The following is a 16,355-nucleotide window of genomic DNA, read 5'->3' as shown; positions in this document are numbered from 1 at the left end:
TGGATGGCGACTGCTGCGCAGTCGATCGCGGCCTCGTTCCTCGGCAGCGGCTACCGGTTGCAGGCCGGGACCCTGTAGCCGCTGGCGACAGCCTGCGATCGACCGCGCAGCGGCCGTGGTTCGGGCTACCAGGTCAACACCGCCCCCAGCGCCAGGGTATCGGTATCCTCGTTCTGTGCATCCCCCTCGTGCCCATCGATCTCGAACTGGTTGTACTCGGCCACAAGCTTGAGGTTGTCATTGATGTCATGGAACAGCGCAATGCCCCGCGTCTCGTAGTCGGCCCCGGTGTTCACCGCACCATTGCCATCATCCTTGGTCCTGCCATACGACAATGCCAGTCGATTCTTGCCGAACCGATACGAGCCCTGCACCAGGTAGCCGGTGCTGTCCACCTCGCGCAAGGTCGCCTCCCCGGCGTTGTTGGTGAAAAACGGATTGATGCCTTTGGCGGTAAAGCCCGAGCCGGTCAGCGAGAAGACGCCCATTTTTGCCTGTACGCCGTAGCCCACGCCCTCGGAGGTCACCGAATCGACGTTGCTGTCGGTGTTGTCCGAGGTCTGGTAGCTGCCGTTGAGCCAACTGTAGATCTGCGCACCGCCCAGGTCGAACTGGTAGGTGATCTCGCTCTCGGTGCGCGGGTTCTCCTGGTAGGCCTTGCCCACCGCGCTGTCGTCGTTGGTGTCGACCGGGTCCATGATCCCTACCGCCACTCGCAAGCCTTCCATCAAGGGGGTGCGGTAGGTGATCTGCGAGGTGGGGAATGGGTACGGGTAGCCGCTGCCGATGTTGCCGAACGACACCCCGCCGCCGTCCACCAGCCCCAGGGTGTCGCTGACCTGGCCATAGCCTGCCAACAGCTCGTCAAGCAGAATGTTGGAGCGGGCGAACAGGCCGAAGTCTTTGCCGATAAGCACTTCACCCCACTCGGGGTTGGCCACGGTGCCATAGAACTGCCGCACATCGATGGCCGTGTCGGTGCCGTTGGTTTCGCTGTCGTTGATGGTCACCCAGAACGAGGCGCGGCCACCCAATTTCAACGTATCGGCCTGGCGGGTCATGTTGAAGCCCAGGGTGTTGGGCAAAAAGCCCATCTTCACCCGTGACTGGCGCCGGTCGTACTGCTCGCCAGCGCGGTCGATGTCGCTGTTGACGTAGAAGGCGTTGATATAGCCATCGGTGGAAAAGGTGGTCTGGTCCTTGTCGTAGAGCATGATGTCGGCGCAGGCCAAGGGGCTCAAGGTCAGGGCAGACAGGCTGGTGAGCAAGGGCAGGATACGGCGATGGGCATTGTTATTGTTGTGCATGACGCGCTCCGCAATCGGGGTGACTGATTCGGAGGCGATTATCGAAAGGCCTGCACCTGGCCCATACGCTGCCTTGGCGCCAACTGCCTGCTGCTTTGGCGCAAGCAGGTAGAGGGGCGGCAAGGGGAACTACTCCCCCCTTCCGCCGTGTCACAAGGCTAAAGTGGCAACACCCGACCCGGAAGGCGCACAGCCATGCAAAAATGCAGCGACCAATTGCAGTTTTACGAATTGTAATAGGCAAATTTGCACTGTTAGGATCCCCTGATCCTCGAGCGCTTACCCAGATCGTGATATTTCACGTGGAAAATCAATAACAAAGCAGGGAGACAGCGATGACCGCGCACGTTCAAACGCCAACCCAGGCGCCGATTCTGGCCCAGGTTCGCAACCATATCGGTCACTTGACCCTCAACCGCCCCGCCGGCCTCAATGCCCTGACCCTGGACATGGTGCGCCAGTTGCAGCAGCAGCTCGATGCCTGGGCGGCCGATCCGCAGGTGCAGGCGGTGGTCTTGCGTGGCGAAGGCCCCAAAGGTTTCTGTGCAGGGGGCGACATCCGTTCGCTGTATGAAAGCTACAAGGCCGGTGACAGCCTGCACCGCGATTTCTTCGTCGAGGAATACGCCCTCGACCTGTGCATCCACCACTACCGCAAACCGATCCTGGCCCTGATGGACGGTTTCACCCTGGGCGGTGGCATGGGCCTGGCACAAGGCGCTGAACTGCGCGTGGTCACCGAGCGCAGTCGCCTGGCGATGCCAGAAGTGGGCATCGGTTATTTCCCCGACGTGGGCGGCAGCTACTTCCTGTCCCGCGTCCCTGGCGAGCTGGGCACCTACCTGGGCGTCACCGGGGTACAGATCGGCGCCGCCGACGCACTGTACTGCGGCCTGGCCGACTGGTACCTGGACAGCGGCAAGCTGAGCCTGCTCGACGAGCGCCTCGATGAGCTGAACGTTGGCGACCACCCGCTCAAGGACCTGCAAGGCCTGCTGGCCAAGCTCGGCACCCAGACCCTGGACGACGCACCGCTGGCCAGGCTGCGTCCGGCCATCGATCACTTCTTCGCCCTGCCCGATGTCAGCAGTATCGTGGAGCAACTACGGGCCGTGACCGTGGCCGACAGCCATGAGTGGGCACTCAAGACCGCCGACCTGCTGGGCACCCGCTCACCGCTGGCCATGGCCGTGACCCTGGAGATGCTGCGCCGTGGCCGTCACCTGAGCCTGGAAGACTGCTTTGCCATGGAGCTGCACCTGGACCAGCAGTGGTTCGATCATGGCGACCTGATCGAAGGCGTGCGGGCGCTGATCATCGACAAGGACAAGCAGCCGCGCTGGAACCCCACCGTCCTCGCCGACCTCAACCGTTCGCGCGTGAACCAATTCTTCGAAGGCCTGTAAGGCCTGGAGTACGCAGATGCAAGACCTGGAACTGAGCGAAGAACAGATCATGATCCGCGACATGGCCCGCGATTTTGCCCGTGGCGAAATCGCGCCCCATGCCCAGGCCTGGGAAAAGGCCGGCTGGATCGATGACAACGTGGTCAAGAAAATGGGCGAGCTTGGCTTGCTCGGCATGGTCGTCCCCGAGCAATGGGGTGGCAGCTACACCGACTATGTCGCCTACGCCCTGGCCGTGGAAGAGATCGCCGCCGGCGATGGTGCCACCGGGGCCTTGATGAGTATCCACAACTCGGTAGGCTGCGGCCCCCTGCTCGCCTACGGCAATGCCGAACAACAGCAGACCTGGCTCGAGCGCCTGGCCAGCGGTGAGGTGATCGGCTGTTTTTGCCTGACCGAACCCCAGGCAGGCTCCGAGGCGCACAACCTGCGCACCCGCGCCGAGCTGCAAGGTGATCACTGGGTCATCAATGGTGCCAAGCAATTTGTCAGCAACGCGCGTCGCGCAGGCCTTGCCATCGTGTTTGCCGTCACTGACCCGGACCTGGGCAAGAAAGGCATCTCGGCGTTCCTGGTGCCTACCGACAATGAAGGCTTCGTGGTCGATCGCAGCGAACACAAGATGGGCATCCGCGCCTCCGACACCTGCGCGGTCACCTTGAACAACTGCCGTATCCCTGCCGCCAATATGCTCGGTGAGCGCGGTAAGGGCCTGGCGATTGCGCTGTCCAACCTTGAAGGCGGCCGTATCGGCATCGCCGCCCAGGCCCTGGGCATCGCCCGCGCGGCATTCGAAGCAGCGCTGGTGTACTCCCGTGACCGCATCCAGTTCGGCAAGCCGATCAACGAGCACCAGAGCATCGCCAACCTGCTGGCCGACATGCAGGTGCAGATCAACGCTGCACGCCTGCTGATCCTGCATGCCGCACGCCTGCGCAGCGCCGGCAAACCGTGCCTGAGCGAAGCCTCACAGGCCAAGCTGTTCGCCTCGGAGATGGCCGAACGGGTCTGCTCCAAGGCGATCCAGGTGCATGGCGGGTATGGGTATCTGGAGGACTATCCGGTCGAGCGTTACTACCGCGATGCGCGGATCACCCAGATCTACGAAGGCTCCAGCGAGATCCAGCGCATGCTGATCGCCCGGGAGCTCAAGCACTACGCCTTGTAGCGGTTGGCCCCCTCAACGGTAGGAGCGAGGCAGGATGCCGACTGCTTCGCAGCCGATCGCAGCCTCGTTCATCGCCAGCGGCTACAGCGGTTGTCTGTAGCCGCTGGCGGTCGTGACTCAAGCCAGTCACTCATCCACGCGCACGGTATCGAGGTAACTGCGCACCGCCCACAACGCCTCCTGGCTGAGGTAATCGGCCATCTTCGGCATGTACACCCGGCCATCGCGCACCGCGCCGTTGCGCACCCGCTCCACAAACCACTCATCACCCATCGCGCCTTCATCAAGCAGGCGCAGGTCGGGTGCAATACCCCCGGACTTGGCTTCCAGGCCATGGCACGCCGCACAGTTCTGGTTGTAGGCCGATGCGCCTATCGAGACCGCTTCGTCGTGATCCTTGCTGTTGCGGTAGGGGTTTTCCGCCCGCCACTCTTCACCAAGTTTCTCAAGGTTGCCGATGTTGACCGCCGTCGGCGTTACGTTGCCATGGGCGAACACCGCCGCACTGCTGATCAGGCTGCCCACCACCATCAGGCTCAACCAGGCGTTTTTTGCTGTTGTCATTGTTCTGCCCTCGACTGCTGTTTGCACGCGAACACCTCTCGGCTGAAAGGTTGCTCGCCAGCTTAGGCAGCCGCTGGCTACCGCCCCATGCTGCTTTGGGGGTCGCGCTCTACTCCCTTGGTCGTAGCGCTTGTGGAGCAGTGCCAAATCACAGGCGGTTTGGGAAGTTTTCCCGCAAAGGGCGGGAGTTTTTCCGTATCAAGCCGTGCAGGGAAATCCCAGGCTAGAAGGGCCAAAACCTTCATTGGGAACTCCAACCATGACAATAAGATCGTTACCCGCCTCGCTCAAGCCTCTGACTGCTGCCGTGCATACCGTGTTGCTGATGGGCAGCCTGGCCCTGGCGGCGCCCGCCTTCGCCAAGCCGGTGAGCTGGGATGACATTGCCGATGACCACAAGAGCACCGGCAACGTGCTGCAGTACGGCATGGGCACCAACGCCCAGCGCTGGAGCCCGTTGGCCCAGGTCAACGACAAGAACGTGTTCAAGCTGACCCCGGCCTGGTCTTATTCGTTCGGTGACGAAAAGCAACGCGGCCAGGAGTCCCAGGCCATCGTCAACGACGGGGTGATCTACGTCACCGGCTCCTACTCGCGGGTATTCGCCCTTGACGCCAAGACCGGCAAGCGCCTGTGGACCTACAACCACCGCCTGCCCGACAACATTCGCCCGTGCTGTGACGTCGTCAACCGTGGTGCGGCGATCTTCGGCGACAAAATTTTCTTCGGCACGCTCGATGCCCAGGTCGTGGCCCTGAACAAGGACACCGGCAAGGTGGTGTGGAGGAAGAAGTTCGGCGACCACAGCGCCGGCTATACCATGACCGGCGCCCCGACCCTGGTCAAAGACCAGAAGAGTGGCAAGGTGCTGCTCATTCACGGCAGCTCCGGCGACGAATTCGGCGTGGTCGGCCAGTTGTTTGCCCGCGACCCGGACACCGGCGAAGAAGTGTGGATGCGTCCGTTCGTCGAAGGCCACATGGGCCGTCTGAACGGCAAGGACAGCACCCCGACCGGTGACGTCAAGGCACCGTCCTGGCCGGATGACCCGAACACCGAAACCGGCAAGGTCGAGGCCTGGAGCCACGGCGGCGGTGCCCCCTGGCAAAGCGCAAGCTTCGACGCCGAAACCAACACCATCATTGTCGGCGCCGGCAACCCCGGGCCCTGGAATACCTGGGCGCGAACCTCCAAGGACGGCAACCCCCACGACTATGACAGCCTGTACACCTCCGGCCAGGTCGGCGTAGACCCCACCACCGGCGAGGTGAAGTGGTTCTACCAGCACACGCCAAACGACGCCTGGGACTTCTCCGGTAACAACGAGCTGGTGCTGTTCGACTACAAGGACAAGGACGGCAAGCAATACAAGGCCACTGCCCACGCCGACCGCAACGGCTTCTTCTATGTAGTCGACCGTACCAACGGCAAGCTCAAGAACGCCTTCCCGTTCGCCGACAACATCACCTGGGCCAGCCACATCGACCTGAAGACCGGACGCCCGGTCGAGAACCCGGGGCAACGTCCGGCCAAGCCCGAGCCTGGCCAGACCAAAGGCAAGCCAGTGGAAGTCTCGCCGCCGTTCCTGGGTGGCAAGAACTGGAACCCGATGGCCTATAGCCAGGACACCGGCCTGTTCTATGTGCCGTCCAACCAGTGGAAAGAGGAGTACTGGACCGAAGAGGTCAACTACAAGAAAGGCTCGGCCTACCTGGGCATGGGCTTCCGGATCAAGCGCATGTATGAGGATCACGTAGGCTCGCTGCGCGCCATGGACCCGACCACCGGCAAAATGGTCTGGGAGCACAAGGAGCGACTGCCACTCTGGGCCGGGGTACTGGCGACCAAGGGCAACCTGGTGTTCACCGGCACCGGTGACGGCTACTTCAAGGCGTTCAACGCCAAGACGGGCGAGGAGCTGTGGAAATTCCAGACTGGCAGCGGCATCGTCTCGCCACCCATCACCTGGGAGCAGGACGGTGAGCAGTACATCGGCGTGACCGTGGGCTACGGCGGTGCAGTACCCCTGTGGGGCGGCGACATGGCCGAGCTGACCAAGCCAGTGGCACAGGGTGGTTCGTTCTGGGTGTTCAAGATCCCGGCCTGGGATACCAAGACAGCTCAGCGTTAAGCCCTTCGCGGTGTAAGCCCGGCCCCACTCTGTGGGAGCGGGCTTGCACCGCGATAGCGGTGTCACATACCCAGGAGATACTGATGAACTACCTACCTCTACTACTGGCCATAACCCTGACTCCCGCCTTCGCCGACGACGATGCCCAGCCGCGCATCAACGGCTGCCTGATCGCCCCCGAAAGCCAATGCCCCAACGCCGACCTGCGCGACGCCGACCTGAGCAATCAGGACCTGCGCAAGATCAATCTGGCCGGCGCCGACTTGCGCGGCGCCAACCTGCGCCATGCCCGCCTGGACCTGGCCAACCTGGAAAAAGCCAACCTGCAGGGCGCCAATCTCACCCGCGCCAGCCTGCAGCAAAGCAACCTGCGCCTGGCCAACCTGCAAGGCGCCACGCTGATTGCAGTGCAAGGGTGGGGCATGTTTGCCCAGGGCGCCAACTTCAGCGATGCCAACCTCAGTGCGGCCTACCTGGAATTTGCCCGGCTCTCCGGCGCCAAGCTGCACAACAGCAACCTGCAAGCGGCCGACCTTGAAATGACCTGGCTGAGCAAGGCCGACCTCAAGGGTGCAAGCCTGGCCGATGCCAACCTGCAGGAAGCCAAGCTGGGTGAAAGCAACCTGGAACGTGCCGACCTGCGCGGCAGCCGCCAGCACTACGCCAACTTCCAGGACAGCAATATGGAAGGCTGCCAGGGCTGCCCGGACACCTGGAACTAAGCGGCTACCCGCAACAGTCCGACTTCGATGGCCAGATGCACCATTTCGGCCTGGGAACGGACCTGCAGCTTGCTCTTGAGCAGGGTCAGGTAGTTGGACACGGTCTTGCTGCTCAGGCACAACTGTTGCGCGATCAGGCGGTTCGAGCCGCCTTTGGCCAGCATCAGGAAAATCTCGATTTCCCGCTGGCTCAGGCCGTGCAGCCGCGCATGCACGCCCTGCCCGCCATGGGCCTGCAACGCCAGGGCGGTGGCCAGGGCCTGCTCGATGTAGGCATGCCCGCACAACACCCGCCGCACTGCCTCAAGCACTACACCCGGCTCGACGTTCTTGGAGAGAAACCCGCAGGCACCGGCATCCATCGCCTGGCGCACCAGGCCCAGCTCGGTGTGTTCGCTGAAGAACAGCACCCGCAGTTGCGGCCAGCGCTGGCGCAGGCGCCGGGTGGTTTCCAGGCCACTGATGCCCGGCAGGTCGAAATCCATGATCACCAGCCCCGGCAACTGTTCGCCAACCTTGATCAAGGCCTCCTCACCGCTACCCGCTTCCAGAATTGCAAGGCCCTCAAGGCCCTGCTCCAGGGTCCGGGCCACACCCAGGCGCAACATCGGGTGGTCATCGACCAGCAATATGGCCATGAGAGGGTTCCTTGTCCGGCGGCAGTTCACGCCATGCTAGAGCCAGCCCCTGCCCTGGCGCCTACTACTTTGGTACTGTTTTGCTTGTCGATGGTCGCATTTCCAAAGCGTTGCGCCTGGCCTGTAATGTAGGGGTGCAGCGACAACCACAACAATAAGGTGCAAAGCCATGTACAAGATTCTGATCGCCGACGACCACCCGTTGTTTCGCGAAGCCATCCACAACGTCATCAGTGATGGTTTTCCCGGCAGCGAAGTGATGGAGACCGCCGACCTGGACAGTGCCCTGGCCTTGACCGGGGAACACGACGACCTGGATCTGATCCTGCTGGACCTGAACATGCCCGGCATGCATGGGCTGGGTGGGCTGATCAACCTGCGCAACGAGGCACCGACCATTCCGGTGGTCATCGTCTCGGCCGAACAGGACAAGCAGATCGTGCTGCAGGCCATCACCTACGGCGCTGTGGGGTTTATCACCAAATCCTCGCCGCGCTCGCAAATGACCGAGGCCATCGAGCAGATCCTCAATGGCAACGTGTACCTGCCGCCCGACATCATTCGCACGCAGAAGCCCGGTACCCGGCGCAACCACAGCGAGCACCCGGGCTTTGCCCCCGAGCTGTTGCAGGCCCTGACCCGCAAGCAGTTGCTGGTGCTCGAACGCATGACCAAGGGAGAGTCGAACAAACAGATCGCCTACAACCTGGACATCGCCGAAACCACGGTCAAGGCGCATGTATCGGCGATTCTGCGCAAGCTCAATGTGCACAACCGCGTGCAGGCGATCCTGAGCGCCGGCGATATCGACTTCACCGCCTACCTGCGACGATAGTCGTGATAAATCGTGCAGATGGAAATTAGCCATTGAAACCGCGCCGGTGCCTGAAGTAAGCTCAGGCTCATCAACTGGAGAGTCCCATGTCGCAATCCACCCTCACTCACGCACACCCCGCCGGTCGCCTCTCGCGCCCAGTGCTGGCGGTTGCCGAGTGCGCGACGGCCGCTCCCGCTGCGTTTTATTTTGGGTATTGGTTTAGCCACAGGCGCCGCTGATACCCACACCGGCGCCCACTTTCAAGGGGCCGCCGAATACGAGAATACTCAAACCCCCGGTCGGCCCCTCCGATCGGGGGTTTTGCTTTTAAGCCCCCACGCAACCGAACAGATACTGAGGATTACCCCATGAACTACGCCGCCTACCACCGTTACCCAAGCTTTACCGCCTGGCGATTTAGCCAATCCCGTTCGGGCCAGTCTGCCGCCTCCGATCGGTCACTTGTTGGTGGCACAGATACACATGACGCCAATCAGGCCAACTGTCGAACACCTCGATAGGGCCGACAGCGCGGGCAAGACCCCGCCATCCGCCCAGGGAATCCAGAACATGCAATCGTCCACACTCGCTCTGCCACTGTCCGAACCCACCGCTGCCAACAGCGCCGTCAGCCAACGCCTGCCGAGCCCGCTGTTGCTCAAGCAGCAGATGCCGCTGTCCACCGCCCTAGCCGCCCAGGTCGAACGCCACCGCAAGGCTGTACGCGCCATCCTCAATGGCGAAGATTCACGCCTGCTGCTGATTGTCGGCCCCTGCTCGCTCCACGACCCACGCTCGGCCCGCGAATACGCGCAGCGCCTGGCACGCCTGGGCGCAGAGGTCAGCGACCAGATGCTGCTGGTGATGCGCGCCTATGTTGAAAAACCGCGCACAACGGTGGGCTGGAAGGGCCTGGCGTACGACCCGCACCTTGATGGCAGCGATGACATGCACGCCGGTATCGCGCTGTCGCGCGGGCTGATGCTGAGCATGCTCGAATGCGGCCTGCCAGTGGCCACGGAGCTGCTGCAACCGATGGCAGCCGGGTACTTCGACGATTTGCTCAGCTGGGCGGCCATTGGTGCACGCACCACCGAATCGCAGATCCACCGCGAGATGGTCAGCGGCCTGGGCCTGCCGGCAGGGTTCAAGAACGGCACCGACGGCGGTGTCGGCATCGCCTGCGATGCGATTCGCAGCGCTGCCCACGGCCACAGGCACTTCGGCATGGACGCGCAAGGTTTCCCGGCCATCATCGAAACCCTGGGCAACCCGGATACGCACCTGGTACTGCGTGGCGGCAACCAAGGCCCCAACTACGATCGCCAGAGTATTGCGCTGGCGCGACAGGGCCTGGCCAAGTCGGGCGTGAGCCCACGGGTCATGGTCGATTGCAGCCATGCCAACAGCGGCAAGGATCCGATGCGCCAGCCGCAGGTGTTCAACGAGGTGCTGGAGCAGCGCTTGCAGGGCGACACGTCGCTGATCGGCATGATGCTCGAAAGCCATTTGTTCGACGGTTGCCAGGCGCTGGGCAATGCACCGCTCAAATACGGGGTGTCGATCACCGACGGCTGCCTGGGTTGGGACGGCACCGAAGCGCTGTTGCGTCAGGGGGCAGCTGCATTGCGTGACATTGCGCAGGAAAAAAGCGCTGCAATCCGGTAGTCTCGGCACTTTCTTGCAAAGGAGCATCTCCCATGGCCAAAGCCACTGCCCGTCACATCCTGGTTGCCACTGAAGACAAGTGCAACGAACTGAAGGCTCAGATCGAAGCCGGTGCCGATTTCGCCGAAATCGCCAAAGCCAATTCCACCTGCCCGTCCAGCCGTCAGGGCGGCGACCTGGGTTCGTTCGGCCCAGGCCAGATGGTCAAGGAATTCGACACCGTGGTGTTCAGCGCCCCGGTCAACACCGTTCAAGGCCCGGTGAAGACCCAGTTCGGTTACCACCTGCTGGAAGTGACCAGCCGCCAGGACTGAGTCCATCGCACCCGAACCGGTCCGCCCGGGCCGGTTCGGGTGTAGCGCTCCGAGCTGCTAAGCTACAGCCACACCCGTGGGCACAGGTAGTCAGGCGCTTGCAATCCGTTCCTTCCTCTCTCGCTGTAGTCTTGGTCCTACTTCTGGCTTGGACTCATGCCGCCCTGGCAGCTCCCAGCCACGCTCTCACGGTCTATGGCGAAGCGCCCCGTTATCCCGCCAACTTCAAGCATTTCGACTACGCCAACCCCGACGCCCCCAAAGGTGGCACTTTGCGCCGCTCGGCCATCGAGATCGGTCAGTTCGACCATGTGCTGCCCTATATCGACAAAGGCACCGGCGTGGCCGAGGTCGACGGTTGGCTGTACGCGCCCCTGGCCGTGCGCTCGCAAGATGAGCCCTACACGGTGTACGGCCTTATTGCACACCAGCTTGAACGCGCCCCTGACGGTCTGTGGCTGCGCTTCTATCTCGACCCGCGTGCACGCTTTGCCGATGGCCAGCCGGTGCGCGCCGAGGATGTGCGCTTCACTTACGAAACGCTGATGCAAAAAGGCAACCTCAAGTTCCGTACCCAGTTCGCCGATGTCGAGCGGGTCGAGATCGAGGGGCCACGGCAGATCCGCTTTCACTTCAAGAACAACCTGAACCGCACCCTGCCACTGGACCTGGCCACCTTGCCGGTACTGCCCGAGCACGAGTGGAAGGACCGTGACTTTGCCAGCGGCGGTGGTTTTGATACGCCCGTAGGCAGCGGCCCCTATCGTATCGGGCCAATCGACAACGGTCGCAGCATCACCTTTGTACGCGATCCGACCTGGTGGGCTCGGGACCTGCCGGTCAACCGCGGCCGCTACAATTTCGACCGTCTGCGCATCGAATACTTCGGCGACACCGAAGTGGCGCGCCAGGTATTGCGCGGTGGCGGCTTTGACTACAACCGCGAGTTCTCCGCCACCGGTTACTCCATCGGCTACAACAGCCCGGCGCTGGAAGACGGTCGCTTGCAGCGCGCCCACTTGGGCAAGCAAGCACCACAAACGGCCCAGGGTTTTGTCTTCAACCTGCAGCGGCCGGTATTCAAGGACCGTCGCGTGCGCCAGGCGCTGGCCATGCTTTGGGATTTCGAGTGGAGCAACCGGCAGATGATGCGCAACCTGTACATCCGTCAGCAGAGCTTTTTTTCCAACAGCGTCCTGGCGGCCCGGGCGCTGCCGGATGCCGGCGAGCTGGCGCTGCTGGAGCCCTTGCGCGGGCAGATACCCGACGAGGTATTTACCCAGGTGTTCGAAGCGCCGCGAACCGACGGCTCGGGGCTGATTCGCGACAAACAGCTGCAAGCCCTGGCCTTGCTCCAGGCGGCAGGCTGGAAACCTGAGGGCGACCAACTGGTAAACGACCAGGGCGAGCCACTGCAGTTCACCTTCCTCAATGCCCAGACCGGCTTCGAGCGTTTGCTGCTGCCCTGGAAGCGCAACCTGGCGCAGATCGGCATCACCCTCGACATCCGCCGGATCGACCCTTCACAGTACGTCAACCGGCTCATGGCCCGAGACTACGACATGATCGTGACCGGCTACCCGGTCACGACCTCACCCGGCATCGAGCTGTACAACGTCTTCGGCTCGACCTCGGCCAACGACCCAGGCGCCAACAACTACATGGCCCTGCAGGACCCGGCGGTCGACCGGCTGATCGAAGGGCTGGTCAAGGCCAGCACCCAGGCCGACATGCTGCGTCATGCCCATGCCCTGGACCGGGTGCTGCAGTGGAACTACTACTGGATCCCCAACTACTACCCACCCGGCTCCTCCACGGTGTGGTGGAACCGCTTCGGGCTGCCCAAGGTGCAAGCCAGCAACGACGAAGGCCTGGACAGCTGGTGGGAAGTCAGCCCCACGGCGTTGACCAACGCGCAGATGGCCGAGCGCCTCAAGGAGCAGCCATGAGCGTCTACATCCTGCGGCGGCTGCTGTTGATCATTCCGACCTTGCTGATCATCCTGCTGGTCAATTTTGTCATCGTCCAGGCCGCACCCGGTGGCCCGGTGGAGCAAGCTATCGCCCGCTTGCAGGGCATTGGCGCAAGCGCGCCCGGCGCCAGTGTCGAAACCCTGCATGCGAGCTCCCGGGCCAGCCGCGGCCTGGACCCCAAGCTGATCGAGGACATCAAGCGCCAGTATGGCTTCGACAAGTCGGCACCGGAACGCTTGTGGCTGATGCTGGGCCAGTACGCACGACTGGACTTTGGCAACAGTTTCTTTCGCGGCGCCAAGGTGACCGACCTGATCCTGGAGAAAATGCCAGTTACCCTGTCGCTCGGTTTCTGGGCCACGCTGATTACCTACCTGGTGTCCATCCCCCTGGGCATTCGCAAGGCCGTGCGTCACGGCACGGCGTTCGATGCCTGGAGCAGCAGCCTGATCGTGATTGGCTATGCGCTGCCGTCGTTCCTGTTCGCCTTGCTGTTGATCGTGCTGTTCGCCGGCGGCACCTCGCTGAACTGGTTCCCGGTGCGGGGGCTGGTGTCAGAGAACTTCGATCAGCTCAGCCTGCTGGGCAAGGTGGCCGACTACTTCTGGCACCTGGTGTTACCGGTCGGGGCCCTGGTGATCGGCGGTTTCGCGACCCTCACCTTGCTGACCAAGAACGCCTTTCTCAACGAGATTACCCGCCAGTACGTCATCACCGCCCGGGCCAAGGGCCTGAGTGAACGCCGGGTGCTGTACGGCCATGTGTTTCGCAACGCCATCCTGTTGGTGGTGGCCGGCATTCCCCAGGCATTGATTACGGTGTTCTTTGCCGGCTCCCTGCTGATCGAGGTGATCTTCTCCCTCGATGGCCTTGGGCGCATGAGTTACGAAGCGGCGGTTTCGCGGGATTACCCGGTGGTGTTCGGCTCACTGTTCATCTTCACCGTGTTCGGGCTGTTGATCCGCCTGGTCGGTGACCTGTGCTACACCCTGGTCGATCCGCGAATCGACTTTGCCACGAGGGCGCAATGATGTTCAGCCTGTCGCCGGTCTCGCGCAGACGCCTGCAAGCCTTTCGCCGCAACCGCCGGGGCTGGTACTCGCTTTGGCTGTTCAGCTGCTTGCTGGTGCTGAGCCTGGGTGCCGAGCTGGTGGCCAACGACAAGCCATTGCTGTTGAGTTACCAGGGCCAGCTGTATTTCCCGGCCTTCAAGCGCTACACCGAACAGGAATTCGGCGGCCAGTTGCCGTTCCAGCCTGACTACCGCAGCCAGTACGTGCAGCAGTTGATCAAGGACCAGGGTGGCTGGATGCTGTTCGCCCCGATACCCTTCAGTGCCGATACCCCCAACTACGACCTGCAGCAACCCACCCCGAGCCCACCAACGGCCGTGAACTGGCTGGGCACCGACGATCAAGCCCGTGATGTACTGGCCCGGGTGCTCTATGGCACTCGAGTGTCGATCCTGTTTGCCCTGGCCCTGACCGTGATCAGCACGGTGATCGGCATTGCCGCCGGCGCCTTGCAGGGTTATCACGGCGGCTGGATCGACTTGATCGGGCAGCGCTTGCTCGAGGTATGGTCGGGGTTGCCAGTGCTCTACCTGCTGATCATCCTCAGTGGCTTTGTAGAGCCGAACTTCTGGTGGTTGCTGGGCATCATGGCGCTGTTTTCCTGGCTCGCCCTGGTGGACGTCGTGCGTGCCGAGTTCCTGCGCGGGCGCAACCTGGAATACGTGCTGGCCGCCCGTGCCCTGGGCCTGCAGGATCGCTGGGTGATCCTGCGGCACATACTGCCCAATGCCATGAACGCTACCCTGACCTTCCTGCCGTTCATCCTCACCGGCGCCATCACCACCCTCACCGCCCTGGACTTTCTCGGCTTCGGCATGCCTGCCGGCAGCGCCTCTCTGGGCGAACTGGTGAACCAGGGCAAGCAGAACCTGCAGGCACCCTGGTTGGGCTTCACCGCCTTTTTTTCGCTGGCGCTGATCCTGTCCCTGCTGGTGTTCATCGGCGATGCCTTGCGCGAAGCCTTCGATCCACGGGCATAATCCCAGCCTTTGACCTTCAGGGAGCGGCCCATGCCTGCCAGTGACAGCCTCAAGGACTACCAGCAGGTGCGCCTGCTGGCGATCCGATCACTGTTTGAAATCATCGAGCAGTCCAGTGAAGGCACCATCATTGTCGACCGCGATGCCCGTATCGTCTGGATGAACGAGCGCTATGCCCGGCGCTTTGGTTTGCACAACGCCGCCAGCGCCATCGGCCAACCCTGCGAGAGCGTGATCCCCGGCAGCTTGATGCGCGAGGTATTGAGTAACGGCCGGCCGATTCTCCTCGACATGCTCGACACCCCCAAGGAGCCGTTGGTGGTCATGCGTTTGCCGGTCCATGACGGCAACGGCGAGTTGATCGGCGCCATCGGCTTTGCCTTGTTCGATGAACTGCGCAGCCTCTCGCCGCTGCTCAAGCGCTATGCCAGCATGCAGCAGGAGCTGGCTTCGACCCGCTCGTTGCTACGGGCCCGCCAGGCCAAGTACAGCTTTGCCCAATTCATTGGCACCAGCGCTGCCAGCCTTGAGGTCAAGCGTCGCGCCCGGCGTGGCGCGAGCAGCGATTCGGCCGTGCTGCTGCTGGGTGAGACGGGCACCGGCAAGGAACTGCTGGCCCATGCCATCCATGCCGCCTCGCCACGGGCGCACAAGGCGTTTGTCAGCATCAACAGCGCCGCGATCCCCGAAACCCTGCTCGAAGCCGAGTTCTTCGGCACCGCGCCTGGCGCCTACACCGGCGCCGACCGCAAGGGCCGCCCCGGCAAGTTGCAACTGGCCGAAGGCGGCACCTTGTTCCTCGACGAGATCGGCGACATGCCGCTGCCGTTGCAAAGCAAGCTGCTGCGGGTACTCCAGGAGAAAGAGTACGAGCCGGTGGGCTCCAACCAGATGATGCACAGCGACGTTCGCATTATTGCCGCCACCTCCACCGACCTTTCGGCAGCCATGACCCGGGGCGAGTTTCGTGCCGACCTGTACTACCGGCTCAATGTTCTGCCGATTCAGGTGCCGCCGCTGCGCGAGCGCCTGGATGACTTGCCGGCCTTGAGCGAGGCGATCCTCGAGGAGTTGGGCAGTCAGCATGAGCTGGATGACGATGCCCAGGCCTTGCTCGCCCGCCATGCCTGGCCGGGCAATATCCGAGAACTGCGCAACGTGCTGGAGCGTGCGACCTTGCTGGCAGACCAGCCTCGCTTGAACGCCCATGATGTGCAGGCCGCGCTGGGTAACCTGGCGCCCCTGACGGTGCAAGCGCCGTCGTTGAGCTATAAACAGGCGTGTGCCGAATTTGAGCGCAAGCTTTTGCTGGACACCCTCGCGCGCTGCGCCGGGAATGTGCCGCAGGCCGCGCAGATGCTGGGGCTGGGGAGATCTACCCTGTACAAGAAATTAGTGGCGCTTGGCGTTTCGTCTCAATAAAGAGACTTGTGTTTCTTTCTTGAGACTTCGTCGCGAGGCAAGCCCGCTCCCAGCGTCTGTAGGAACGGGCTTGCCCCGCGATTCTCAAGTCAGAGACTTCTCTCTCCCCAAACTAAAAATATTCTATATATATCAATAACATAGCTAATTGGCACGATTCCCGCTATCTCCA

The 16,355-nt window shown here is 62.6% G+C and carries 14 protein-coding genes; 11 read left to right on the top strand and 3 right to left on the bottom strand.

Annotation, left to right across the window (positions count from 1 at the left end; translation table 11 throughout):
• Window positions 1-125: 125 nt before the first annotated feature.
• The gene (locus H621_RS0120540; RefSeq protein WP_028945175.1) at window positions 126-1,307 is read right to left on the bottom strand and encodes a porin; all 1,182 of its coding nucleotides are present in this window, start codon (window positions 1,305-1,307) and stop codon (window positions 126-128) included.
• 335 nt (window positions 1,308-1,642) lie between these two features.
• Here H621_RS0120540 and H621_RS0120535 point away from each other — a divergent pair, with 335 nt between their 5' ends.
• The gene (locus tag H621_RS0120535; protein WP_028945174.1) at window positions 1,643-2,713 is read left to right on the top strand and encodes an enoyl-CoA hydratase/isomerase family protein; all 1,071 of its coding nucleotides are present in this window, start codon (window positions 1,643-1,645) and stop codon (window positions 2,711-2,713) included.
• A 16-nt stretch (window positions 2,714-2,729) separates the two neighbouring features.
• Entirely contained in the window at window positions 2,730-3,881 is a 1,152-nt protein-coding gene (locus H621_RS0120530; RefSeq protein WP_028945173.1) for an acyl-CoA dehydrogenase family protein, read from the top strand.
• Between the two features lie 126 nt (window positions 3,882-4,007).
• Here H621_RS0120530 and pedF read toward each other — a convergent pair whose 3' ends face one another.
• Entirely contained in the window at window positions 4,008-4,445 is a 438-nt protein-coding gene (gene pedF, locus H621_RS0120525) for a cytochrome c-550 PedF (RefSeq protein WP_028945172.1), read from the bottom strand.
• 325 nt (window positions 4,446-4,770) lie between these two features.
• Here pedF and exaA point away from each other — a divergent pair, with 325 nt between their 5' ends.
• Window positions 4,771-6,576, top strand: a complete 1,806-nt coding sequence (gene exaA, locus H621_RS0120520; RefSeq protein ID WP_371919702.1) for a quinoprotein ethanol dehydrogenase — start codon at window positions 4,771-4,773, stop codon at window positions 6,574-6,576.
• Window positions 6,577-6,659: 83 nt separating this feature from the next.
• The gene (locus H621_RS0120515) at window positions 6,660-7,298 is read left to right on the top strand and encodes a pentapeptide repeat-containing protein (protein WP_028945170.1); all 639 of its coding nucleotides are present in this window, start codon (window positions 6,660-6,662) and stop codon (window positions 7,296-7,298) included.
• Here the strand turns inward: H621_RS0120515 and H621_RS0120510 are convergent.
• Window positions 7,295-7,936, bottom strand: a complete 642-nt coding sequence (locus H621_RS0120510) for a response regulator (RefSeq protein WP_028945169.1) — start codon at window positions 7,934-7,936, stop codon at window positions 7,295-7,297. The two genes, H621_RS0120515 and H621_RS0120510, sit on opposite strands and share 4 nt — an antisense overlap.
• Before the next feature lie 169 nt (window positions 7,937-8,105).
• Here H621_RS0120510 and H621_RS0120505 point away from each other — a divergent pair, with 169 nt between their 5' ends.
• The 7 genes from H621_RS0120505 to H621_RS0120475 all read left to right on the top strand — a co-directional run bounded on the left by H621_RS0120505 (window position 8,106) and on the right by H621_RS0120475 (window position 16,183).
• Window positions 8,106-8,771 carry a response regulator transcription factor gene (locus H621_RS0120505; RefSeq protein WP_028945168.1) on the top strand — a complete coding sequence of 222 codons (666 nt, stop codon included), beginning with the start codon at window positions 8,106-8,108 and terminating at the stop codon, window positions 8,769-8,771.
• A 552-nt stretch (window positions 8,772-9,323) separates the two neighbouring features.
• Window positions 9,324-10,421, top strand: a complete 1,098-nt coding sequence (locus H621_RS27380; RefSeq protein ID WP_051270642.1) for a 3-deoxy-7-phosphoheptulonate synthase — start codon at window positions 9,324-9,326, stop codon at window positions 10,419-10,421.
• A 32-nt stretch (window positions 10,422-10,453) separates the two neighbouring features.
• Complete coding sequence (locus H621_RS0120495; protein ID WP_010226518.1) at window positions 10,454-10,735, top strand: peptidylprolyl isomerase; 282 nt, start codon at window positions 10,454-10,456, stop codon at window positions 10,733-10,735.
• A gap of 98 nt (window positions 10,736-10,833) precedes the next feature.
• Window positions 10,834-12,684 (top strand): extracellular solute-binding protein, encoded by a 1,851-nt coding sequence (locus H621_RS27375; protein WP_036990188.1) that lies wholly within the window; start codon window positions 10,834-10,836, stop codon window positions 12,682-12,684.
• On the top strand, window positions 12,681-13,739 hold the full coding sequence (locus tag H621_RS0120485; RefSeq protein ID WP_028945167.1) for a microcin C ABC transporter permease YejB: 1,059 nt from the start codon (window positions 12,681-12,683) through the stop codon (window positions 13,737-13,739). Before H621_RS27375 ends, H621_RS0120485 begins: the two co-directional genes overlap by 4 nt.
• Window positions 13,739-14,761: an ABC transporter permease gene (locus H621_RS0120480; RefSeq protein WP_028945166.1), complete on the top strand. Its 1,023-nt coding sequence runs from the start codon at window positions 13,739-13,741 to the stop codon at window positions 14,759-14,761. The genes H621_RS0120485 and H621_RS0120480 overlap by 1 nt, the downstream gene beginning before the upstream one ends.
• A 30-nt stretch (window positions 14,762-14,791) precedes the next feature.
• Window positions 14,792-16,183 carry a sigma-54 interaction domain-containing protein gene (locus tag H621_RS0120475; protein WP_028945165.1) on the top strand — a complete coding sequence of 464 codons (1,392 nt, stop codon included), beginning with the start codon at window positions 14,792-14,794 and terminating at the stop codon, window positions 16,181-16,183.
• Window positions 16,184-16,355 lie beyond the last annotated feature (172 nt).

Source organism: Pseudomonas vranovensis DSM 16006, from assembly GCF_000425805.1.
GTDB classification, from domain to species: domain Bacteria; phylum Pseudomonadota; class Gammaproteobacteria; order Pseudomonadales; family Pseudomonadaceae; genus Aquipseudomonas; species Aquipseudomonas vranovensis.
Note: the sequence above shows the minus strand (reverse complement) of the source record. Positions and strands in the feature narration are given on the sequence as shown.